Here is a 23987-nt window from a genome sequence, read left to right as displayed (position 1 = left end):
AATTAAGAGAAAAGACAACGTGACCTCCCATACGCCAATGCGCCGCCTCGCGCGCTCCCGCCTGAATGCACTTGCCGTGCTGCTGCTTGCCGCGACGGCCCATGCTCAACAGCCGGCCGACGTCGCCGGCAGCTTCGCGCAACTCGGCAGCGGCCGTCTCGCCACGCGTACGGTGTCGCTGGCCGAACTGGGAATGCGTGATCCGGTCGTGTTGCGCGCGCCGGACGGCCGTCAGGAACTGTATCTGCCCGTGCCGGCCGGTGTGCCATTGAGCGACGCGGCCTTGCAGATCGACGGCAGCTATCTGCGCGGCAACGGCGGCCGCACGACCATGCTGGTGTCGCTCGACGGCGCACCGGTGCTCTCGCGCAGCCCAACACAGGACCAGGGCGACGCGTCGGCGAGTCTCGGTGTGGATGGCGCGGCGCGGCCGGGCGGCTTCGTGCGCGTGGGCCTCGACTGGTCGTCGGTGCTCAGCGATAACGTCTGTACCGATCAGACCGCGATCGGCAACGTCTGGCGCATCGCGCCGACTTCGCGCCTGACCTATCGCTACGATCCGGACGCGATCGTCGATCTGCGCAGCGCGTGGAGCGCCTTGCCGCAAAAGCCGGTGGTGATGCTCGGCGCGAGCACGCTCGCGGCGCCGGCGTTCGACGCAGGCTGGCGCGTCGAAGCGCTGCTGCAACGCGAAGGCCGCACGCCGGCAACGCGGACCTGGCCGGCGGTGGGCGATACGGTCGATCTGGGCGACACCGAGGTGCCGGCGCCGCTGCGCGCGATTCCAGCTTTTGCGGCGCTGGCCGCGGGCGGTTCGCACAAGCTGGCGAACCCGGCGGAAGCGGGCGCCTTGATCGCACTCACGCCGCGCCCGGCGTTCGCGCCGGACGTGATCGTCGCCGACGACACGGTGCGCAACACGCTGAAGACATCCCTCGATGCCTTGCGCGAACAGGTCGTCAGCGCCTCGCCGGGTGCAAGCGAGGCATTCGATGCATGGCGTGCTCGCGCGATTGATCCGATCGCCAAGCCGCTCGCCGCGGGCGAAGTGCGCCTTGCTCACCTCGGCGGCCAGACCGCGATCGTGATCGGCGATAACGACGGCGTGGCGGTCCTCGCGCGCTCGTGGCGTCCGATCGACGTGACGAGCCGTCTTGTGGTCCATCAGATCGACACCGCGCCGAACACGCGCGGCGACGAAATCGCGCTATCGCTGCTGGGCGGCCAGCCGCGCACGCTCGACGTGCAGGGCCGCGCCACCTGGGACGCGAGTTTCGATCTGGGTGCGGCGTCGGGCAACGGCAAGTTGCCGGGCACCGTGGTGCTCGACGTGGCTGCGTCGCCGGCGCTGAACAACACCGCGCAAACCGCCTCGATCTATTTCAACGACGTGCTGATCGGCTCGCAATTGCTGACCGCCAACGGCAGACCGCAGCGCATCACCGCGCGCGTGCCGCATTACGCGCTCGCCCCGAACAACGTGCTGCGCGTGGAGTTCCAGCGTCAACCGGAAGGCGGCTGCCAGGCGCGCGGCCAAGGTCATCCGATTGCCGTTCTGCCGAGCAGCCATCTCACGCTCACCGATGCGAAAGTCGGCGACGACTTCACCGGCATGGTGGCGCGCTTCGCGTCGGAAGCGAATGTGATCGTGCCGGCCTCGTATCTGAACGACGCCACACGAGTGCTGCCGCGCGTCGCGCGACTGGTGAACGCGAGCGGCATCGCGCCGACCCGTGCGACCTTCAGCGTTACACGTGACGGCGAAGCGGCGAGCCCGAAGGGCGCCTTCCTCGCAGCCGACGTCACGCTCGCCGATGAGAAGAGCCTCGCCCATCTGTCGAAAGACCGTCTGTCGCTCACCGATGCATCCGGCAAGATGCTGGCGGATATTTCGGGTTTGAACCGCGTCGGCGTGATCGAAGCGGTCAAGTCGGGCAGCGTATCGGGCATCGTGTATCGCACGGTGGGCGATACGGCGGCGATTCTGCCTGCCTCGCTGCAACTGTCGCGCGGCGACGTCGCGATCGTCGACGGCAGCGGCACGTTGCGCCAGTTCGATACGCGTCATCCGGGCGAAGTGGTTGGCGCAGACGACGTTGAAGGCCCGTGGTTCATGCAGAGCTGGGTGCGTTGGGGCATCCCGGCCGGCCTCGTCGGCTTGCTGATCGTGTTGCTGCTGGTGGCCGGCGTGGCGCGTCGCAGGAATCAGGACAAGTCGTGAGCTTCGCGCTAATCAAATGGTATGCGGGCTACGCGGTAGCCCACTATTACCAGGGGCTCGAATACGTCGCGGCGCTGGTGGCGTTCGTTATCCTGCTGTCCAGCCTCGACGATCTGTTCATCGACCTCTGGTACTGGACCCGCACGCTCTATCGTCACTTCACGGTGCAGCGCGCCTACAAGCCGCTTACCAGCGCGCAGCTGTATCAGCGAGACGAGCAGCCGATCGCGATCATGGTGCCCGCGTGGCACGAGTACGACGTGGTCGCGGCAATGATCGAAGACCTGGTGCGGGTGCTGGATTACCGCAACTATGTGGTGTTTGTCGGCACCTATCAGAACGACCCGCAGACCATCGCCGAAGTCGAACGGATGCGCCGCCGCTATAAGCAGCTGCGCCGCGTGGAAGTGCCGCACGACGGTCCGACCTGCAAGGCCGACTGTCTGAACTGGGTGATCCAGGCAATCTTTAAGTACGAGGCAGAAGCGGGCGTCGAATTCGCCGGCGTGGTGCTGCACGACAGCGAGGATGTGCTGCATCCGGTCGAGCTGCGCTTTTTCAACTATCTGCTGCCGCGCAAGGACATGATCCAGTTGCCGGTGGCTTCGCTCGAGCGCAACTGGTTCGAACTCGTGGCCGGCACCTATATGGACGAGTTCGCCGAATGGCACGCGAAAGATCTGGTGGTGCGCGAGAGCCTGGTCGGCTCGGTGCCTTCAGCGGGTGTCGGCACGTGTTTTTCACGGCGTGCGCTCCTCGCGCTGAACGCTGAAACCGACAACCAGCCGTTTAACACCGAGAGCCTCACCGAGGACTACGACGTCGGTGCGCGCCTCGGCAAGATGGGCATGCAGTCGATCTTCGCGCGCTTTCCGGTGCAATTCGCCACGCGCCGCAAGGCGTGGTTCGGTCTTGGCCGCGAACGCGACATCACCGTGACGATGCCGCTCTGCGTGCGCGAATTCTTCCCGGATACGTTTCGCACCGCCTATCGGCAGCGCGCGCGCTGGACGCTCGGCATCGGCTTGCAAGGGTGGAAGCAGACCGGCTGGAGCGGCTCGTTCGCCAATCGCTATCTGCTGTTCCGTGACCGCAAAGGCATCGTTACCGCGTTCGTCGGCATCATTGCGTATGCGCTGGTGATCCAGTTTCTGCTCTTCGCCGGCGCGGATCTGCTCGGCTTGATGCCGGAGCTGATCGCTTCGCCGTTCGCCGATTCGCCATGGCTGCAAGCGCTGCTGTGGGCCAACGGTTGCGCGTTGCTGTTGCGCGTGGGGCAGCGGATCTATTTCGTGACCCGTCTCTACGGCTGGGAGCACGGGGTGCTGTCCGTGCCGCGCATGGTGGTGGGCAACTTCATCAACTTCATGGCTGTCTCGCGGGCGTGGAAGATGTTCCTCATGCACCTTGTGACCGGCAAGCGGCTGGCATGGGACAAGACCATGCATGACTTCCCGTCCGCCGACGGTTTTAACAATCGCCGTCAGCGTCTTGGGGAATTGCTGCTGTCGTGGCAGGCCATCGACCCGGACAAGCTCGAACAGGCGCTCGGTGAAAGCCATGCGCGTGAGGCGCCGCTCGGCCGCGTGCTGATGGCCAAGGGCTGGCTCGACGAGGAAACCCTCGCGGAAGCTATTGCGTTCCAGTCTGACTTGCCGCGTGGCCACGTGGCGCTCGAACGCATCAAGGACGATGCAAAGCGCTTGCCGCTCGAAGCGATCGTGCGCCATCGCGTGTTGCCGCAGGCCGACGCTGCAGGTCGCCGGACGATTCTGCTGACTGCGAGTCCGCTCGCCGAACCGGTGTTCGCGGAACTGAGCGCGCTGGTCGGTGGAACGGTCTCTCAGGAGATCGTTCGTGAGGGCGAGATCGCCGCGGGGCTGCGCGTGTTGCGCGGCGTCGAGATCGCGGCGCCGGCGGGCGAGGGCGGGCAGCTGGGTATGGGTGCCGTGGAAGGTGGGGCAGAGGGCGCATCGTCGGCCGGGGGCGCCGAACCCGTGCCGGCACGCAGCGTGCCGCTGATCGGCGATCTGCTGATCGAGCACGGCCACGTGCGCCGCGAGGCCTTCGAAGCGGCGATGCAGGACTACCGCCCGGATCGCCATGGCCGCATCGGCGACTACATGGTGGCGCGCGGTGTGATCTCGCGTGCCGCACTCGAGAACGTAATTGAGCAACAGCGCCGCCTTCAGGGCGCTCTGGCGGCATCCGAATGAGCGATTCTTTTTTCTTCCGGCGTGCGTGGATGGCGCGTGCTTCTTTGGGGGCTTCGGCTTCTGGTTCAACGGTGGCTTCCGCTTCCTCGTGCGTTGCAACGACAGCTTCAACGGCAACTTTAACTACGGCTTCGATTGCGGCTTCCGCATTCACGTTGCGTGGCGTCACCGCTGCAATGGTGGCCGGCGCGTTGTGCTTGAGCAGCGCCGCGGCGTTTGCGCAGAGCGCAGCGGTGGTCTCATCCGAACACAATGCGCTGCCGTTGAGCGGCGCAGCGTATCGGGTGGCGCAGGACGCCTATGCCGCCTATGGGCGCGGCGACTACAGCGGCGCGATCGCGCGGGCGCGCGAGGCGATTCGCCAGCGCCCCGATGTCGTGTCGCTGCGCGTGCTGCTTGCTAACGCGCTTGCCGCGCAACGTCGTTATGGCGAAGCAAGCCGCTCGCTCGGCGACGCGATCGCGCAGATCGGCCGCGATCCGGCGCTGGTCTCGCGTCGCAAGCAGATCGACGCGTTAAACGTGTCGACCCGCGCGGCCTCACGCGCCGGCCGTCAGCAACCGGGCGACCCGGACGCGCTGACCGGCGCCGCGTTGACGGCCGCGCAGCATGCCTACAAGGCGTACGCAGCGAAGGATTTTTCCGGCACGGTCCGGTACGCGAACGAGGCGATCGCATTGCGTCCCGATCTGCTGCGCCTGCGCTTGCTGCTGATCGACGCGGCGAGCGCGGCCGGTCAGGACACCGATGCATGGAACGCCGATCTCGATGCAAGCAAACGCTTCGGCGACAACGACGAACTGCGCGTGAGGCGCAGCTTTATCGGCAGCCGTCTGGCGCCGAAGTCGTCGAGTGCGTCGTTCGCGGCGCGCAAGAAGGGCGACTACGTGGAAGCCGCCGCGCTCGCGCGTGAGGCGGTCGCCTATGCGCCGGACTTGGTCGGCTACCGCATCCAGCTGATCGACGCGCTGTTCGCCGCGAACGATCTGCCTGGCGTGCAAGCGGCGGCGAGTGCGGCCATTGTCGCCGACGATACGGAAATCATGCCGCTTACGCTGCGTGGTTATACGCTGGCCGCGCAGGGCAAGACGGCGGAGGCCGAGGCGGACTTCGCCAAAGCGCTGCACGCCAACGCTGCGACCCAGCGCAACAAACGCGTGGCGCGCGTGATCATCGCCGATGTGTGGATCGCGGAAGGGCAGCCGCAGCGCGCGCTCGATCTGCTCGCGCCGCTGAAGACGAATGGCGATGACACTGATGCGCCGATTGCGTTGCGCCGCGCGCAGGCACGACGGTTGTTGACGCAAGCGCCGGCGGTTGGAGCGCATGCTGCGAGCGCGTCTGATGCGATCAGCGCCGCGAGCACGACGGCCGCCATGACCGCTTCGTCTATGTCGCCCGTCCCCACCACACCGATTGATCCCGCACGCCGTCCGGTCTTCGACTGCGTCGTCGATCAGTTCGGCGCGAGCTGCGACGTGTACGCTGCCGATCCCGGCTTCGCGGCGGCGCGTGCGGCGGCGACGGCGGCGACCGCGAACGACAAACCCGGCGCGGTCGGCTATGCGCGCGAAGCCGTGAAGGCCGCGCCTGACGATCCACAGCATCGCGTTGAACTGATCAATGCGCTGAGCGCCGCCGGCGACGACCGCGCCGCGGCGAGCGAAGCGCAGCAGATGGTCGATGCCGGCATGCTCGACGCGATACCCGACATGGCCGCCGCGTACATCGCGCGACGGGCCGGCAACAACCGCGTCGCGTACCAACGCTTCACCATGGCCGACAAGGCCGGCACCATGCCGGCCAGAGCGTATGCTGACGCGGGCTATGCGGCCGTCCAGGCACACCGCAATCGCGAAGCGGCGCAGTACTTCGAGCGCGCGATCGACGCAAGCGCCACGCCAATGGACGACACGCCGCCGGCCACACCGGCGCAACTGAACGAGATGCGCAGCGCGCACGCCGAGGCCACGCGCAACTGGGGCTTCGACACATCGCTCAACTATCGCGGCGCGGGCATGCAGCCGGGCTATGCGTCGTCGCCGACGCCGGGCACGTCGAACAACTGGCAGGCCGGCGTGGAAGCCTACTGGCGTCCGTTCGGCAGTCTCGGCGACCGGATGTTCGAACTCTACGCGCGCGGCTACGAAAGCTTCGGCGTGAAGAACGGCGGCGCGAGCGGCATTGATACCTTGCAGGCCACCGTCGGCGCGCGCGCCAAGCCGTTCTCGCAGATCGACGCGATCGTCGCTTTCGAACGGATCATTCCGATCGGCTCGCGGGTCAATGCCGACTGGCTCGCGCGGCTCGCGTATTCAGGCGGTTATGGCATCGAGCGCCGGGTGGACGTGCCGTCGTGGTGGACCGCGCAGGTCTACGCCGAAACGGGCGCCTATCTGAACGCGGGATCGGTCTATGCGACCACCAATCTCGAACTGGGCCGCACCTTCCGCATGGACCGTTACAGCCCGAAGTGGACCGTGTTCCCGTATGCCGTGATCGGCGCGGACTACGACTCGAGCGTCAATCACAGCATTCCGCTCGGAGCCGGTGTAGGGATTTCGACGCGTTACTGGTTTCGCGACAGCAAATACGACGCACCGCGCTCGTATGTCGATCTGTCGGTGCAGTACCGCCTGAAAATCACGGGTGACGAACGCGCGCGTGGCGTGTTCTTCGGCGCGATCTACTCGTATTGACTCAGGACGATGTCGCGCGCCTGCCGTCGTATATGATCCCGTCAGAATTGCTCGCGTGCCGGTCCTTGCCGGTATCGGTCAACGTCAAGATCGATCGCGCGCAACTTGTTCAGGATTATCGTGACGTTCATTTCAAAGCACAGCGCCAGCACAATGCGTAATCCACACGACGTTCAGACTCGAGAGGGCGAGCCGGTCTCCCCACGCCGCCGCGCGCTGCTGGCGGCGAGTGCGTGCGCCGCGCTCGTGTACGGCTGCTCGGCGCCAGGTGCGGGCGACGCCGGCGCGTTGGCGCAGGGCGTGGTGTGGCAGCTCGACGATGATCATGTCGACCCGCGCGGCGACTGGAATCGCCTCGGCGTGACGGATCTGCTGGTGCAATGGACGGCGGTGGACGGCATGTCGTTTCTGCCCGGCACCGCCATGCAAACGGTTCGACGTCTGCCGGACTGGACACGGATTGCGGGCGAACCGTGGGCGCGCAATGTGATCGTCGGTCTTGCCGGACGTTTCGACGAAACCACGGCCCGTGCGCAGGTGGCGCAACTGGTCGAGCAATCGAAGCAGCTGGCGGCCGTGCGGCCTGCGGTTCACATCGATGGCTATTACTTTCCGGTGGAAGTCGACCCGACCTGGAAGGACGCCGCCGCGCTCGCGCCCTTGCTAAACAAGCTGCCACGGCCGCTGTGGATCAGTGTCTACGACAACGCGAATATCGGCGGCACGGCGCTGGCAGCGTGGCTGGACGGCTGGCTGCCGCGCGATGTCGGCGTGTTTCTGCAGGATGGCTGCGGTGTCTATGCGCGCGGCCCGGCGGCTGCGCGCGAGTATGCGGATGCGTTGGCTGCGCGGCTCGGCAAGGACCGTGTGCGAATCATCGCCGAGGCATTTCGTCCCGCGCAAGGTGGTGCGTTCCGCGCGGCGACGGCTGCTGAACTGTCGCCGCAATTGCTCGCGTATCGCGGCTACCGGACCTATCTCTTCGACGGACCGCATTACGTGTCGGCGCAACTCGTGCAGGATCTGCTCGGCATGCAGCAGGTGCAGAAATAGGGCGCCCGCCGGCAATCACCGCAACTGCGTCACCGCCAGCAGCAACACCATGCTGCCGATCGCGCCATCCAGCACGCGCCACGCCGTCGCGCGGCGAAACAGCGGCGCCAACGCGCGGGCGCCATAACCCAAACCGATAAACCACATTCCGCTCACCGCCATCGCGCCGAGCGCAAACGCCACCCGTGCGCCGTCCGGTTCGCGCGCACCGGCCGTGCCGATCAGCAGGAAGGTGTCGAGATATACGTGCGGATTGAGCCACGTGAAGGCCAGCGTCATCAGGATGATCGGCAGTGCGCGTTGCACGGGTGCTGCTGCGCTCGTGCCGTCCGCATTGGCGTCCAGTACCGCATGGCCCGGGCGCACCGCACGGCGCAGCGCGTTGATGCCGAACCACGCCAGATAAGCGAGCCCGACATACAGCATCGTGTGGACGAACACCGGATAGCGCTCCACCAGAACCGATGCACCACCGACACCCGCGCCGATCAGGATGCAATCCGACAGCGCACACAGAGCGACGATCTTGCCGACGTGCGAGCGCATGATGCCCTGACGCAGCACGAACGCATTCTGGGCACCGATCGTCACGATCAGCGACGCGCATAGGGCAGCACCGTGGGAAAAAGACAGCCAATTCATAGTCGATCCAGTAGACGGGGAAAGCGAACGAGGCTAGTCTGCGGTTTTGCTACTCATAAGAGAAGCTAATTTACTTAATGCCGATTAAGGAACGCTAATGCTCGACTATGCGTTGCTCGATGCGCTAGCCGCCGTGGTGCGGCACGGCTCGTTCGACCGTGCGGCCAGCGAACTGAATGTGACGCCCTCGGCCGTCTCCCAGCGGGTCAAGCTGCTGGAGGAACGGGTGGGGAGCGTGCTCGTGAAGCGCGGCCAGCCGTGTGTCGCGACCACCTCGGGGGCGCTGCTGTGCCGCCATACCGAACGCGTGCTATTGCTGGAAGCGGAGCTGAGCGGCCGGCTGCCGGCGCTGCCCGGCGCGCTGGTCGAACCGTGGCCGGCGCTGCGCGTGGCTGTCAACGACGACAGCGTAGGCACCTGGTTCATCGACGCGGTGGCCCAGTTCTGCGTGGAACGGGAGATGCTGCTCGATCTGGTGATCGACGATCAGGACCACACCGCAGAGCGGATTCGCGACGGCAGCGTGCAAGGCGCGGTTACTACGCAGGCCGAGCCCGTGCAGGGCTGCCGCTCGACCCGCCTCGGCCGGATGCGCTATCTGGCGGTCTGCACGCCGGCGTTTCGCGAGCGTCATTTTGCCGACGGTGTCACGCGCGAGTCGTTACGGCGCGCGCCGTGCGTCGATTTCAACCCGAAGGATCAGTTGCAGAAGCGCTTCATGCGCCGCATCACGCGGGCCGACCTGGATCCGCCCTTGCACTGGATTCCGCACGTCGCCGGTTTTCTGCGCGCCTGCGTGACGGGAATGGGCTGGGGCATGTGTCCCGAACGGATGATTGCACCGCATCTGGCCAGCGGCGAGTTAGTCGAGGTGGCGCCTGGCAAGCATCTCGATGTGGATTTGTACTGGCAGAGCTGGCGCCTGTCGATCGGCTGGCTCGACGATTTCGGCGCGATGCTGCGCAAGCGGGCGACGGAGTTTCTCGATTGAGCGTCGCGCGGGCGGTGTTTTTCTGAATCTGAGAATCTGAAAAACGCCGCCCGCGCTTGCCAATTTCAATGCAGCCGGATCACCGGATGCACGCGTCGCCGCAACCAGTGGCTCGCCGAATCGAGCGCCATGCGTGCGAAGCCCGTCAATGTCATCACGTGACGGCGATAGATGAGCTTGTAGACGGCAGTGGCCAGCCAGCCGTCGACGAACACCGGCTGCGTCAGCAAGCTGTTGCTCAGGCTGCCGATCGTGCCTTCACGGCCGAAGCCGACTAACGTGCCCGCGTCGCGATAGACGAACTCCGGTAAAGGCTCGCCTTCGATTCTGCACTTCAGCGCACGCGCCAGAAACTGCGCCTGTTGGTGCGCGACCTGAGCGCGCGGCGCCAGGAACGCGTCCGCGTTTTCCGAAGAAGGGCAGGCCGCGCAGTCGCCGAGTCCAAATATGTTCGCGTCGTTCGTGCATTGCAGCGTGCGGTTCACCTGCACCTGTGCGTTGCGATTTACCGCGATGCCGTCCAGCGTGCGCAACACCGGCGGCCCGGCGATGCCGGCTGTCCAGATCGCGATGTCGCTGGCGAGCGGCGCGCCTTCATTCGTCAGCACGGCGTCGGCGCGCACTTCAGTGACGCGTGTGGCGTTCAACACGTCGACACCGAGACTGCCGAGCATCTTTTGCGCACGCGCCGAGATCGTTTCGGAGAGGGCAGGCAGCACGCGCTCGCTGCTTTCGATCAGACGGATGCGGAAGTCGCGCACGGGGTCGAGCGAAAACGGGCTATAGCGGTTCAGCAGGCGCACCGTATCGCGCAACGCAGCGGCGAGTTCAACGCCCGTTGCTCCAGCACCGATGATGTTGATCGACACCGGCGTGTCCGCCTGCGCGGTCCGTGCGCGTCGCGCATGATTCGCACGCAGACAGGCGTCGAGCAGCTTGCGGCGAAACGCTTCCGCATGTGCGACCGATTCGAGCGGCAACGCGTGTTCGGCCGCGCCGGGCACGCCGAAATATTGCGTGACGCTGCCCATGGCCAGCACCAGCGTATCGAATGCAAGTTGCCGTGATGGCAGGATTTCGCGGCCGTCGGCGTCGTGGAGCGCATTCAGTGTGATGTGCCGGTTCGTGCGATCGAGCGCGGCGAGTTCGCCCTGTTCGAATTCGAAGCCGTGCCGTTGCGCCTGCACGGCGTATTGCAATTGATGCGTGGCCGGGTCGAGTTGGCCCGACGCGGCTTCGTGCAGCAAGGGCTTCCAGAAATGCGTCGGCCAACGATCCACCAGCACGATCTGTGCGAGACCGGCGCGTCCGAGCGTTTCTGAGAGTCGCGTAGCGAGCCCAAGGCCGCCGACCCCACCGCCGACGATCACGACGCGATGCGCTGCCGCTTGCGCCGCTTGTTGCCCTTGCTCCCTGCGTTGCGCGGTAGAGGCTCCCTGCTGATCGATTGCAGCCATGATCCGTATCCTCCTGAAGTTATCTGTGCCGAGCCGGCGAAGGCGTCTCGGGGCTATGTCCGGTATTCGTTCGCCTCATCTGTCAGGGCCAGTATAGAATCGGCTGAAACCGCAGCACAATTTAATGTTTCTGCACAACATATAGGTTTTCACTTATGTTAAAAGCCGCCACGTTTCGTCAATTGAAAGCCTTGCATACGGTCGCGAAGCTCGGCAGCGTGTCGCGCGCAGCGGAAGAATTGAAGCTCACGCAGCCGGCGGTGTCGCTTCAGGTGCGCCTGCTCGAAGAGGCAGCGGGTGCGCCGCTATTGCAGCGGGTGGGCCGTGGCGTGCAGTTGACTGCAGCGGGCGAAATCCTCGCGCGCTATGCGCTGGAAATCCTCGATCTGTGGAACGGCGCGGCGGATGATCTCGCCGCCTTGCACGGCGAGCAGGGCGGCACACTGCGCATTGGCGCGATCACCACCGCCGAATATCTGATCCCGCCTTTTCTGGTGCGCTTCACGGAATCGCGCCCGCAAGTGAAGGTGCAATTCAAGGTCGGCAATCGCGCCGACATCATCCGCATGCTGGCCACGCACGAGATCGATCTTGCGGTGATGGGTAGCGCGCCGCGTGAATTGCGCACAGTGGCCACGGCGTTCGCCAAGCATCCGATGGCGTTCGTCGCCTCGCCTGCCCACGTGTTGATGAAGAAAAAGCGCTTGTCGCTGGACGATCTGCAAACCGCGAATCTGTTCGTGCGGGAGCGGGGCTCCGGCACGCGCTCGACGGTCGAGAATCTGTTTCGGCTCGCCGGTCACAAGCTGCATATCGGCTCCGAACTGTCCAGCAACGAAGCGATCAAGCAACTGGTCGAAGCGGGTCTCGGCATCGCGTTTCTGTCGCTGCATGCGTGTTCGCTGGAATTTCAGGCGGGTCTGCTGGCGTTATTGCCTTTGCCCGCGAATCCAATCGAGCGCGATTGGTACGTGATGCATGTGTCCGACAAACGCCTGCCGCATGTCGCCGGCCTGTTCCGCGATTTTCTGATCGAGCACGGCATGTCCGGCGCGGTGCCGATCCCGCTGCCGACTGTCGCCGCCGCGAAACGGCGCCGCCAGGCGCGTGATGCGCGTGAAGCGAGCCCGATTTGAGGCGCGGATTCTCGCTATTCGCTTCGACGTTTGCGTTAGAGCAAGCCCGGAGGAGGTCCTCGCGCAGTCTCCAGTTGCATCCGTAGAGCCTTATAGGATGGGCATTTCAGCTTACATCGCCCGCGATCGAAGTAAAGGTTGGGCGGGCGATATTTTTGCCCGCGCCGATTGTCTTTACAGTGACGTCCAGATATCCGAGAAAAGTGGACGCCGCATCCTCGTGGCGAGCCATTGTGATTGACCTGGCCGTTACAGGAGTTGGAGACAATGAGCAGCAACAGCATCACTCAAGTCGAAACATTCGGTTTTGAACGCATTCCGGATCGCTCGCGTTATGCGCGGCCGATCGATCTGTTCCGCTTGCTGTTCGGCGGTTGCAATACCTTTTCCACCTCGGTGCTCGGCAGTTTTCCCGTGCTGCTCGGTCTGTCGTTCAAGGCGGGCGTTTATTCGATCGTGCTTGGCGTGGTGATCGGTTCGTGCATTCTTGCGCCGATGGGCCTGTTCGGTCCGCGCAACGGTACGAGCGATCCGGTTTCGTCGGGGGCGCATTTCGGCATTCATGGCCGGATCGTCGGCTCCTTTCTGGCGGTGTTGACCGCCGTCGCGTTCTTCTCGCTGGCGGTGTGGAGTTCGGGCGACGCGCTCGTGGGCGGTGCGAATCATCTGCTCGGCCTACCGGTCAACTGGATGACGCTGAGCTTCGCGTACGGTCTCTTTGCGGTGCTGGTACTGACCGTTTGCGTCTACGGTTTCCGCTTCATGTTGTGGGTCAATAAGATCGCCGTGTGGGCCGCGAGTCTGCTGTTCGTGGTCGGCATCGTGGCGTTCGCCGGGCCGTTCAATAGCGCGTACGCCGGCAAGGTGGCGCTCGGCTCGGTGGGTTTCTGGCCGGCGTTCGTGAGCGCCGTGCTGGTTGCGATGAGCAATCCGGTGTCGTTCGCCTGCACGCTCGGCGACTGGGCTCGTTATATTCCGCAGAACACGCCGAAGAAGCGCACGATCCTCGCGGTGATGCTCGCGCAACTGGCCACCTTCGTGCCGTTCTTCTTCGGCCTCGCCACGGCGACAATCATTGCCAGTAAGGCGCCGGATTTTATCGCCTCGAATAACTACGTGGGCGGGTTGCTGGCGATCTCGCCGAACTGGTTCTTTCTGCCGGTGTGTCTGATTGCGATCATCGGCGGGATGTCGACGGGCACCACCGCGCTGTACGGCACCGGGCTCGATATGTCGAGCATGTTCCCCAAGTTTCTGAACCGCGTGCGCGCCACGCTGCTGATCGGCAGCCTCGCCATCGGCTTCATTTTTCTCGGCCGTTTCGCCTTCAATCTGGTCGAAAGCGTGTCGACGTTCTCGGTGCTGATCAACGTCTGCAGTTGCCCGTGGATGGTGATCATGATCATCGGCTTCGTGACGCGACGCGGTTTCTATCTGTCCGACGATCTGCAGGTATTCAATCGCGGCGGCCGTGGCGGTCACTACTGGTTCACGCACGGCTGGAACTGGCGCGCGATGGGCGCGTGGATTCCGAGCGCGGTGGTCGGCCTGTGCTTCGTCAATTTGCCGGATCAGTTCGTCGGTCCACTCGGGCAGCTCGCCGGTGGTCTCGACATCAGCATGCCGGTTTCGCTGACGCTGGCCTGCGCGTTGTATATCGCGTTGCTGCAGTGCTTTCCTGAACCGGATGGCGTGTATGGGCCGCTCGGCCGACGTTGGTTGCGTAGCGGTCCGCAGCGCAATGCGACCGTGCACCCGGTGGTGCCGGCGACTAAGCTTAAGGCTGGCGGCGCGCAAATGAAGACGCCAATGAAGACACAACCGCAGCAGCACGCCGTACGACGTGAACGCGAAGAAGTGCTGGACACGCAGGACGCGGGTTGAATCGTGCGGTTCGAGGTGTTCAATGCAAGGCGCAGGGACACGGCGCCGAACGCAGCATCGAGGTGGCATTAGAAGCTGCGTTCAAGTGTCACCAAGACCGCACCGAAGCAACAGTCGCGCAGTAAATGCAATGGTATTCAAGTTGAGTAGGCAAACAAAATGAGCGAGTCAGTAAAGCGCGCGTTTGAAGGTGTAAAGCTGTTTCCGTTCTGGCTGGACAATCCGCGTGCACCGGCTGTCGAACGGGAATTGATCGGACCGACTTCCGCGGATCTGGTGATCGTTGGCGGTGGATTCACCGGCTTATGGGCCGCGATTCAGGCGAAAGAAGCAGACCCGTCACTCGACGTCGTGCTAGTCGAAGCAGGGAAGGTGGCCTACGGCGCATCGGGCCGCCCGGGCGGGATCATTTCCACGTCGGTGATGCATGGTCTGCCGAATGCGACGCGCGTCTTTCCTCAAGACCTCGACGTGCTGGAAAAGCTGGGCCAGGAGAATCTCGACGGCTTCAAGGAGTCGTTGACGCGTTACGGCATTGAGGCAGACGTCGAATGGAATGGGGAGATGACGGTTGCCGTCGATCCGGGCCACCTCGATCATCTGAAAGGCGATTACGAACTGCACGTAGCCCACGGGCATGATGTCGTTTTGCTCGACAGCAAAGGCGCGCGCGAACAACTCGATTCACCGCTGTTCGCAGGCGCGATGTGGTCGCGCAATCGCAGCGGCACGATTCATCCGGCGAAACTCGCGTGGGGCCTTAAGGCCGCCGCGCTGAAACTCGGTGTGCGTTTGCACGAACACTCGCCGATCACGCGCATGGAAGATCGCGGCGCAACGATGATGGTGCACACCCAGGCGGGCAGCATCGAAACGCCACGCGTGCTGCTTGGCACCGGCACGGCGGATGTGGGCGTGACCGACATCAAGCGCCGCGTGATGCAGGTGCGCGATCACATCATCGCGACTGCGCCGTTGAGCGACGAGCAGATGGCACGGATCGGCTGGAACAATCGCCAGGGCATCTACGATACGCGCACGCAGCTCAATTATTTCCGTCTCACCAAAGACAACCGGATCATTTTCGGCGGCCGTGTGAGCTATCACTTCGGCGGCGATCCAAATCCGGCCGCGGATCGTGACGAGAGCACATACTACAAGCTCGCCGAAGCCTTCTACCGTACGTTCCCGCAACTGGACGACGTGCGCTTCACCCATGCATGGGGTGGTCCGATCGACTACTGCTCGCGTGGCGCCGTGTTCGCGCGCCGCTATCACGGTGGCAAGAGCGTGTTCGTCGCGGGCTATACGGGGTTCGGCGTGGCGGGCAGCCGCTTTGGTGCGAAGATGGGGCTCGACATGCTGTGGAATCGCGAGACGTTGATTACGTCGCTGGATATTTCGCGCAAGGGGCCGTCGTATATTCCGCCGGAACCATTGCGCTGAATCGCCGCGAAGATTACCTTCAACGCATTCGACGGGGCCGACGATCGCGGTGGCTGGCGGCGTCTCTGGATCAATTCGATCAAGGCGCTGGGCTTCCCGATGTAGTTGCTGCGGTAGGTGTCGATGTGTCCGGCGGTTTTTTTGATTGCCGCCAGAATAAAAAAACCGCACCTTAAGGGGTGCGGTTCATGTTGAAGCAACGCTGCGATGCAGTATGAATCAGCCGCAGTAGACGATGCTGTACTTCTTGGTCGCCACCGGCATATGCCACGTGCCCGAGAAGCCCTTGTGCAGGATGAAGGCGTCGCCGGCGGCATAGCGTTCGCTGCGGCCGTCGTCGCTGGTGATGACGACTTCGCCTTCGATCAGCACGCAGACTTCGTGGATCGGCAGGTCGGCCAGCTTGAGCGTGCCCGCGTCGCATTGCCATACGCCTGCGGACAGCATGTTGCCCGCGTCGGAGAAGGCGTTGAGGGCGTGCGGTGCTTTGGCGCCTTCGAGAATGACGTCGGCGGGATCGTGCAGGGCGGGGTTCAGGCCGGAAGCGCCGGGGCCTTTAGCGTCGATGCGGGTGAAAGTGATGGTGCTCATGTGTCTCTCCTGGTTATGTGATCGAAAACAAGTGATTCGAAGACGGAATCGAAGCAGAACCGGAGTCTGAGCCAAAGCTGCGTAGCGATGAATTTCGATTTGAAGACATTCAGATTGAGCGGCGTCGATGTAAAGCATTCGATACCGCTCCCGGGCGCTTTCTCGGCCCAAGGTCTGACCCAACCATTCATGTAAAGGACAAGCCCATGCAACACGCCAAACAGTTTTATATCGACGGACAATGGGTCGATCCGCAAAACCCGGCAGGCGCTGCCACGCTCGACGTGATCGATCCGTCCACGGCTACCGCGTTCGCGCAGATTTCGCTCGGCAGCGCGGCCGATGTCGACCGTGCCGTGGCTGCGGCGAAGCGTGCCTTTCCGGCCTACAGCGAGACCACGATCGCGCAGCGAATCGATCTGCTGCAAGCGATTCTCGACGTCTACCGCAAGCGCTACGACGACATGGTGCACGCGATCAGCCGCGAGATGGGCGCACCGCTGCAGTATGCGAACGATGCGCAGGCATGGACCGGCGTCGCGCATCTGGAAACGATGATCCGCACGCTCGATACGTTCGAATTCGAGTACGTGAAGAGCAGCATTCTGATCCGCAAGGAAGCGGTCGGTGTGTGCGGGCTGATTACGCCGTGGAACTGGCCGGCCTTGCAGATCGCCACCAAGGTCGTGCCCGCGCTCGCGGCCGGCTGCACGATGGTGCTTAAGCCTTCGGAACTGGCGCCGCTCTCCGGCATCATCTTCGCCGAGATCCTTGACGAAGCGGGTGTGCCGGCCGGCGTGTTCAACCTCGTCAACGGCGAAGGCGCAACGGTGGGCGAGGCGATGTCGCGTCATCCGGACATCGACATGATGTCGTTCACCGGTTCGACACGTGCGGGCGTGCAAGTCGCGAAGGCCGCGGCGGATACGGTCAAGCGCGTGCACCAGGAACTGGGCGGCAAATCGGCCAACCTGATTCTCGAAGATGCCGATCTGAAGCAGGCTGTGATGCGCGGCGCCCGTGCATGTTTCGACAACAGCGGCCAGTCGTGCGATGCGCCCACGCGCATGTTCGTGCCGCGCGCACGCCTCGCCGAGGCATTGGGCTATGCGAAGGAAGCGGCTGAAGCCCTGGTCGTCGGTCCCGCGGATGCGAAGGGCATCGATCTCGGGCCGGTCATCAGCGAGCAGCAGTTCGACAAGATCCAGCGGCTGATCGGTGTGGGCGTCGAAGAGGGCGCCACGCTGGTGGCCGGCGGCCCGGGCCGGCCTGAGGGATTGAAGGATGGTTACTTCGTGCGCCCGACGGTGTTTGGCAACGTTACGCCGACCATGACGATCGCGCGCGAAGAGATCTTCGGGCCGGTGCTGTCGATTCTCGGCTACGACTCGGAAGATGACGCGATCGCGATGGCCAACGACAGCCTCTACGGCCTCGCGGGCTATGTGCAATCCGCCTCGATCGAGCATGCGCATGCCGTGGCAAAGCGCCTGCGTACCGGCACGATCTATCTGAACTACGCGGACTACAGCCCCGATGCGCCGTTCGGCGGCTTCAAGCAATCGGGCAATGGCCGTGAGTACGGCGAGTTCGGTCTCGAGGATTTTCTGGAGATCAAAGGCGTGGTGGGTTACGCAAGCTGACGCTGCGCGACGGCCGGGCGGTGAGAGACCCCAAGGCACCGGCCGTTTTTCGATGGCGGTTCCAATCTGCGAACGCTGTTGGCCGGCGTCTATAATCTTTGCCGGAATTCGCCATCGGATCTTGAACCAGTGAAAAAGACTATCGCTATTGCGCTTGCTGCGCTTGCCCTGGGCGGCTGTTCATCCACAGAAAAACAGGAAGCTCAGGCGCGCGACTTTACCCGCTCAGAGAACCTGCTCGATAGCGCCCAGCGTAACGCCGCTGTCGGGTGCGCGGATCAGGCGCAGTGTGACAAGGCCTGGTCGCTCACGAAGGACTACGTGGCGGCGCATTCTTACACGTTGATCGTTCGCGCGGACGCGGTGGCGATCGAGACCGATGTGCCTAGCCGCTCGGGGCATGCGGTTTATTCGGCCACGCGCGTGGCCAAGGGCAGTGGGGCGACGATCACGCTGTACGCGCAGTGCCGTGGCATGTACGGCCAGGATCGCGCGATGGGCTCCGACTACGATGATTGCGTCAAGCAGATCGGTCCGACGCAAAACGGCTTCGTGCCGTATCTTCAGCAGCATCTATCCAGCCAGTAACGGACGAACCTTCGGGCGAACCTTCAGGTCGCGGAGTGACGCGACATCATCCGTTCGAACGCATCGACGATACGCTGCACGTACGGATTCTTGTGGGCGACGGTGCCGGTTGCGCGCTCGAAGTGGGCCAGCATGGTCGCGTTCGCTTCGAAGACCAGCACCTGTCCGTCGGGCAGCACCGTGAAGTCGATTCCGCCGTAGTCGAGATCGAGCCGTCTGCCGATCGCCGCGATCGCACTCATGACGCGCTCGCCGAGTGCGACGTGCGGATTGTCGAGGAAGCGCCGCTCTTCCTCCAGCTTCCACGGATACTGTTCCATGTCGGCGGAGTAGTAATGCACCATCCAGTGTGGCGAAATCGCCAGATGGTAGGGAAACGGCTCCCGGTCGACAAAAATGATCCGGTATTTGCGGTAGAAACCGTCGGCGCTGCGATAGTCGCGGAACGCTGCGAGATAGCAAACCTCGGTTTGTGCCGAGCGCCATGATTCGAGCGCGGTGGGACTCTCGCATAGCGTCAGCCCCTCGCCGCCGTGTGTCGCGGCAGGACGCGCGAGGACCGGAAAGTCGATGCCAGCCGCCGCGAGCAGCGCGTCAAGCGCATTGCGTGAAGCCGGTGCGGTTTCGCTGCGTACGCAAGGTGCCGCCTGCACGTCCGGCAATCCGTCGAACAGGCTCGCGGTACGATGCCGTTGGGTCCGAGCGATAGCGTCGGGCGGATTGAGCACGGGCCGCGCACAGCGCGAGACGAAGCGCGCGAGTCGTCCGGAGAGCGGGGCGGCGATATCCGCATCGCCGATCGCGTTGAACACGAGGTCGTAGGGCGGCAACTGCTGGTCTTCTGAGTCGGCGGCGTAGTCGATAGCGTATTTGATGCGGCAGCAGGTCGTGCTGGGCAGCAGAGCATCGAATGGCACATTGCCGGCGGTGTGTGCCGCGCAGAGGATCAGCACGCGGCGCTGCCCGGCGCCACTTCCCTCGATAAAGACACGCTGGATCCGGTAGGCACGTTCCCGATATACGGCGGCTTCGCTCGCGCGTCCGCTGCCTGCGAGGATGGCGGCCAGATTCTGGCAAGCAACGGCGACATGCGGATCAAGCTTCAGAACGAGGCGGTACCAGTATTCGGCGATCTCATGATCGCTTTTCATGAAATATCCGGTCGCGACATCGCAGAGATTCGCGGCACTGGCGTTGGGTGCCGCAGCGGCGTAGGCGTCTAGCGTGTGGGCGGCGATCAGATGCGCGACGGCGGCCAGTTCGTCGCCGTCGGCGCGTCGCGCTTCAGCGAGCGCGCAGTGATGGGACGGATCGAGCGAGGCGCTGTCGTCGGCATACTCCGCTGACGTGCCCGGAGGCTGTGCCTTGCGGTCGGCTTCGTTGTCAGGATTCTGGGTCACGGTCGCTCGGGATAGCGGCAGGGCGACGCGCCGCTGCGCACTCGAAGCATAGCGGGCGTGCATGCGATTCAGCTTACAGCGCCGCGGGTCCGTCACCCCACCACATCACTACAGCAGCAGTTCAATCGAATGAAACAGCCGGCGCAGTTCAGGGTCTTGCGAGCGCGCGCCTTCGTCGACGACTTCGCGCAAACACTCCAGAAAACACGTGGCCGCCGGACTGGTCGGCGCGCCGCGGCGTGACGTGATACTGACGATGGTTTCATCCACCGTCTCGCGCAAGGGGAGCGCCCACAGGTTCTCCTTTGCGATGAGCACTTCGACGAGCGGCCACGGAAAAATGCTGACCATGTCCGTTCGTGCGAGCAGGCCGAGCACGACCGAGAGCGAATGCGCGAGATGGATCGTGTGCGGCACCTTCATGCCGCGCTTGCGAAACAGATTGTCCGAGATCGACTCGCGGCTTGCCGGGTCCCAGTTCAGCACCCATTCGGCGTCTTCCAGTTCGAGCAGCGTGCGGCAACCCGCCTTGGGATGATCGCGCCGCGCGCACACCGCCGAATGCGTTGAAAACAGCGGTACGTTGTGAAACTCCGATTGCGGCGAAGCGGGCGGCGGACGGCCGATCGAGAAGTCGAGGCTGCCGTCACGCAGGCGTGGTTGCACGACGCCCAGCAGCCCCTCAAAAAATTCCAGTTGGACTTCCGGCATGTGCTGCCGGAACCGCTGCACTGTGGGCGGCAGAAAAGTCAGCGCCACCCACGGCGTGACGCCGATCGACAGTTTGCCGGCCGCCGCGCCGCGCATCGCCTCGATCTCTGCTTCCGCGCGCTGCAACTGACCGAGCACCAGCCGCGCATGCACGACCAGCGCGCGGCCGAACTCCGTGAACGCGACCCCGCTCGCGCCGCGCACCAGCAATGGCGCTTGCAGATCGGCCTCCAGTTCGCGCATGGCCTTGGTCACGGCGGCCGGCGAAAGGTCGAGCGAACGGGCGGCAGCCCGGATACTGCCGGTATCCGCAATGGCCGCTAAGGTGCTGAGTTGATGCAGTTTCATCTGGAAAACCCGTACGTGGGTGGCAACCACTGGTTGCTGGTGCAACGATTCTACGCCTGCCGCTGGAAAATCGGCGTGGTTATGCTCGGTTCACGCTTTCATCGACGGAGACAACATCGTGAACACCATGGCCATCCCGGCGGGCATCGCCGAACTCGAAGACGAAATGATCGCGCTGCGCCGCCGCATTCACGCGCAGCCCGAACTGGCTTACGAAGAGTTCGCCACTGGTGACCTTGTCGCCGAGCGCTTGCAGGAGTGGGGCTACACCGTGCATCGCGGGCTGGGTCAGACCGGTGTTGTAGGGCAACTGAAAGTAGGCAGCGGCACGCGCAAACTCGGCCTGCGCGCCGACATGGACGCACTGCCGATTCACGAGACCACCGGCCTGCCGTACGCGAGCACCGTCCCCGGCAAGATGCACGCATGCGGCCATGACGGCCACACGGCGATCCTGCTGGCGGCCGCCAAGCATCTGGCGCAGGAAAAGAATTTCGACGGCACGTTGAACCTGATTTTCCAGCCCGCTGAAGAAGGTCAGGCCGGCGCGAAGAAAATGCTCGAAGACGGCCTGTTCGACAAATTCCCGTGCGACGCGGTCTTCGCGATGCACAACATGCCGGGCTTCCCTACCGGCAAGTTCGGCTTCCTGCCGGGCTCGTTCATGGCTTCGTCCGATACGGTGATCATCAAGGTAACCGGCCGCGGCGGTCATGGCGCGGTGCCGCACAAGGCGGTCGATCCCGTGGTGGTGTGCGCGCAGATCGTGCTGGCCTTGCAGTCGATCGTATCGCGCAACATTGCGCCGCTCGACATGGCGATCATCACGGTCGGCGCCATCCACGCCGGCGAAGCACCGAACGTGATTCCTGAAACCGCGGAGATGCGCTTGTCCGTGCGCGCGCTGAAGCCTGAGGTTCGCAACTATTTGCAGGAGCGCATCACGGCGGTCGCCTGCGGACAGGCGGCGGTGTTCGGCGCGCGTGCGCACGTCGACTATCAACGACGTTATCCGGTGCTCGTCAACGATGCGCAGATGACCGGTCTCGCACGGCAGGTCGCGCTCGACTGGCTCGGCGAAGACGGCTTGATCGCCGACATGCAACCGTTGACCGGCAGTGAAGACTTCGCGTTCCTGCTGGAGCGTTGCCCGGGCAGCTACCTGATCATCGGCAATGGCGACGGCGAGGGCGGTTGCATGGTCCACAACCCGGGCTATGACTTCAATGACGACTGCCTCGCTACCGGCGCGGCGTATTGGGTGCGGCTTGCGCAGACGTTCCTCGTCTGAGGCAGGCGGCATCGCGTTGAACTGAGGCCATGCAAGGCTCCGAGGGTCACGAAGACCCGCGGGGCCATCAAGGCCGTGTTGGGGCCAGTCAGACCGTCCATCGCTTTCAGGCGCGCAAGGCCGCAGGTCCGCGCATTGGCAGGAAGGACACCATGGAGAGACAGATGGACTATTCCGCTACACCGCAACCCGCAGGCACCGACGCTTTGAATCTAGGCGACGCGTCGACCATGCCGCCGGCCAAACGCACGAGCCACGCCAAGGCGATTGCTGCGATCACGCTTGGCAACGGCCTCGAGTTTTTCGATTTCACGATCTACAGTTTCTTCGCGACGATCATCGGCAAGCTGTATTTCCCGGTGGAAGGGCAGCTTGCGCAACTGATGCTGGCGGTCGGCACGTTCGGCGTGGGATTCATCATGCGTCCGGTGGGCGGCATTGTGCTCGGCGCCTATGCCGACCGCGCCGGCCGCAAGGCCGCAATGAGTCTCACACTGTGGCTGATGACACTCGGCTCGGCGATCATCGCGTTCGCACCGACGTACGCGGCGATCGGCATCGCCGCGCCGCTACTGGTGATCCTTGCGCGATTGATTCAGGGCTTTGCGCTAGGCGGCGAGATTGGTGCATCGACATCGTTGCTGCTTGAATATGGCAGCGATAAGACGCGTGGATTTTACGGAAGCTGGCAGTTCGTGAGCCAGGGCTTGAACACGGTTTGTGGCTCGCTGCTGGGTGTTGCGTTGGCGGCGGCGCTGTCCACTGCCGCGTTGGAGAGCTGGGGCTGGCGTGTGCCGTTTGTGATCGGCATGGCGATGGGTCCGATTGGCATTTACATCCGGCGGCATCTGGACGAAACCTTGCCGGGCGTGGAAGACGGTACGGTTTCTGCGGCCCAGGCGCCTGATGCGCAGCCGGTTCGCAAGTTGTTCCGCGAGCATTCGCGCGTGATCACGACGGGTGTGTTGACGACGATTGGCGGCACGGCCGCGAACTACATCGTGCTGTTTTATCTGTCGACCTACGCGATTCGGATTTTGCATTTCCCGATGTCGTCGGCGTTGTGGGCCGCTTGGACGGCGGCGATTGTGACGGTGATTTGCTCGCCATTTGCGGGATCGTTATCTGATCGCGTGGGGCGCAAACGCGTTTTGTGGATTTCGCGGGTGATGTTGATTGTTGCCGTGTATCCGGCCTTCATGATTATTAATGCTTTGCCCACGGTGCCGGTTTTGTTGTCTGTTGTTGCTGTGCTGGCTGTGTTTGTCGCGTTTACCGCGGTGCCTAATATCGTCATGTTGCCGGAGATGTTTCCGCGCGAGATTCGCGCTACGGGGATGTCGATTGTTTATTGTTTAGGGGTTTCGATTTTTGGTGGGTTTGCGCAGTTTTTTGCTACCTGGTTGATTCAGGTGTCGGGGAGTAATTTGGCGCCTGCCTGGTATTTGATTGGGTGTGGGGTGGTGTCGTTGTTGCCGTTGCCGTTTATGAGGGAGACTGCAGGGAGGGCTATAGATTGATGGTTTTTTTGCCTGCGCGGCGCTTATTGTCTGTGTTCTTAGGGCTTTGGCCTTTCCTTGAATTGTTAGTGGTCTATTAGCGTTCCCCCTGTGCGGGGGGGCACCTACTTTTCTTTGCCGCCGCAAAGAAAAGTAGGCAAAAGAAAGCGG

Annotated in this window: 16 protein-coding genes and 1 pseudogene; 12 read left to right on the top strand and 5 right to left on the bottom strand. The window is 63.6% G+C overall.

Features of this window, described 5'->3' with window-relative positions; genetic code table 11:
• Window positions 1-19: 19 nt before the first annotated feature.
• From M0D66_RS33475 to M0D66_RS33460, 4 genes are all read left to right on the top strand, one after another.
• Window positions 20-2221 (top strand): cellulose biosynthesis cyclic di-GMP-binding regulatory protein BcsB, encoded by a 2202-nt coding sequence (locus M0D66_RS33475; RefSeq protein WP_244869549.1) that lies wholly within the window; start codon window positions 20-22, stop codon window positions 2219-2221.
• Window positions 2218-4437 carry a glycosyl transferase family protein gene (locus M0D66_RS33470; protein ID WP_200652171.1) on the top strand — a complete coding sequence of 740 codons (2220 nt, stop codon included), beginning with the start codon at window positions 2218-2220 and terminating at the stop codon, window positions 4435-4437. Before M0D66_RS33475 ends, M0D66_RS33470 begins: the two co-directional genes overlap by 4 nt.
• On the top strand, window positions 4434-7136 hold the full coding sequence (locus tag M0D66_RS33465) for a tetratricopeptide repeat protein (RefSeq protein WP_200652170.1): 2703 nt from the start codon (window positions 4434-4436) through the stop codon (window positions 7134-7136). The genes M0D66_RS33470 and M0D66_RS33465 overlap by 4 nt, the downstream gene beginning before the upstream one ends.
• A gap of 153 nt (window positions 7137-7289) precedes the next feature.
• Complete coding sequence (locus M0D66_RS33460; RefSeq protein WP_200652179.1) at window positions 7290-8189, top strand: hypothetical protein; 900 nt, start codon at window positions 7290-7292, stop codon at window positions 8187-8189.
• Between the two features lie 15 nt (window positions 8190-8204).
• Here M0D66_RS33460 and M0D66_RS33455 read toward each other — a convergent pair whose 3' ends face one another.
• Window positions 8205-8831: a LysE/ArgO family amino acid transporter gene (locus M0D66_RS33455; protein ID WP_093647040.1), complete on the bottom strand. Its 627-nt coding sequence runs from the start codon at window positions 8829-8831 to the stop codon at window positions 8205-8207.
• A 97-nt stretch (window positions 8832-8928) separates the two neighbouring features.
• Between M0D66_RS33455 and M0D66_RS33450 the strand changes: the two genes are divergently transcribed.
• Window positions 8929-9822 carry a LysR family transcriptional regulator ArgP gene (locus M0D66_RS33450; protein ID WP_093647042.1) on the top strand — a complete coding sequence of 298 codons (894 nt, stop codon included), beginning with the start codon at window positions 8929-8931 and terminating at the stop codon, window positions 9820-9822.
• A 65-nt stretch (window positions 9823-9887) separates the two neighbouring features.
• On the opposite strand, the gene M0D66_RS33445 is transcribed toward M0D66_RS33450, so the two are convergent.
• A complete protein-coding gene (locus tag M0D66_RS33445) occupies window positions 9888-11279 on the bottom strand; it encodes an NAD(P)/FAD-dependent oxidoreductase (protein ID WP_234487763.1) in 1392 nt (463 codons plus the stop codon).
• A 155-nt stretch (window positions 11280-11434) separates the two neighbouring features.
• Here M0D66_RS33445 and M0D66_RS33440 point away from each other — a divergent pair, with 155 nt between their 5' ends.
• The 3 genes and pseudogenes from M0D66_RS33440 to M0D66_RS33430 all read left to right on the top strand — a co-directional run bounded on the left by M0D66_RS33440 (window position 11435) and on the right by M0D66_RS33430 (window position 15850).
• Complete coding sequence (locus tag M0D66_RS33440; RefSeq protein ID WP_093647048.1) at window positions 11435-12415, top strand: LysR family transcriptional regulator; 981 nt, start codon at window positions 11435-11437, stop codon at window positions 12413-12415.
• A 267-nt stretch (window positions 12416-12682) separates the two neighbouring features.
• On the top strand, window positions 12683-14299 hold the full coding sequence (locus M0D66_RS33435; RefSeq protein WP_234487762.1) for a cytosine permease: 1617 nt from the start codon (window positions 12683-12685) through the stop codon (window positions 14297-14299).
• A 159-nt stretch (window positions 14300-14458) separates the two neighbouring features.
• Window positions 14459-15850 (top strand): annotated as a pseudogene (locus tag M0D66_RS33430) (NAD(P)/FAD-dependent oxidoreductase).
• Window positions 15851-15964: 114 nt separating this feature from the next.
• On the opposite strand, the gene M0D66_RS33425 reads toward M0D66_RS33430, so the two are convergent.
• Complete coding sequence (locus M0D66_RS33425) at window positions 15965-16336, bottom strand: cupin domain-containing protein (protein WP_200621573.1); 372 nt, start codon at window positions 16334-16336, stop codon at window positions 15965-15967.
• A gap of 206 nt (window positions 16337-16542) precedes the next feature.
• On the opposite strand from M0D66_RS33425, the gene M0D66_RS33420 reads away from it, so the two are divergent.
• A complete protein-coding gene (locus M0D66_RS33420; RefSeq protein WP_266212606.1) occupies window positions 16543-17979 on the top strand; it encodes an aldehyde dehydrogenase family protein in 1437 nt (478 codons plus the stop codon).
• Window positions 17980-18108: 129 nt separating this feature from the next.
• Window positions 18109-18567, top strand: coding sequence for a hypothetical protein (locus M0D66_RS33415; RefSeq protein ID WP_200652167.1), 459 nt, complete (start codon window positions 18109-18111; stop codon window positions 18565-18567).
• 23 nt (window positions 18568-18590) lie between these two features.
• On the opposite strand, the gene M0D66_RS33410 is transcribed toward M0D66_RS33415, so the two are convergent.
• Both M0D66_RS33410 and M0D66_RS33405 read right to left on the bottom strand, forming a co-directional pair.
• Entirely contained in the window at window positions 18591-19967 is a 1377-nt protein-coding gene (locus M0D66_RS33410; protein WP_200652166.1) for a RimK family alpha-L-glutamate ligase, read from the bottom strand.
• 108 nt (window positions 19968-20075) lie between these two features.
• Window positions 20076-21026, bottom strand: coding sequence for a LysR family transcriptional regulator (locus M0D66_RS33405; protein WP_200566504.1), 951 nt, complete (start codon window positions 21024-21026; stop codon window positions 20076-20078).
• A 118-nt stretch (window positions 21027-21144) separates the two neighbouring features.
• On the opposite strand from M0D66_RS33405, the gene M0D66_RS33400 reads away from it, so the two are divergent.
• Both M0D66_RS33400 and M0D66_RS33395 read left to right on the top strand, forming a co-directional pair.
• Complete coding sequence (locus M0D66_RS33400; RefSeq protein ID WP_093647064.1) at window positions 21145-22317, top strand: M20 aminoacylase family protein; 1173 nt, start codon at window positions 21145-21147, stop codon at window positions 22315-22317.
• Between the two features lie 164 nt (window positions 22318-22481).
• The gene (locus M0D66_RS33395; protein ID WP_200652165.1) at window positions 22482-23837 is read left to right on the top strand and encodes an MFS transporter; all 1356 of its coding nucleotides are present in this window, start codon (window positions 22482-22484) and stop codon (window positions 23835-23837) included.
• Window positions 23838-23987 lie beyond the last annotated feature (150 nt).

The organism is Paraburkholderia sp. SECH2 (assembly GCF_030464795.1).
In the GTDB taxonomy this organism is placed as follows: domain Bacteria; phylum Pseudomonadota; class Gammaproteobacteria; order Burkholderiales; family Burkholderiaceae; genus Paraburkholderia; species Paraburkholderia aspalathi.
This window is presented reverse-complemented; position numbering and strand designations above follow the sequence as displayed.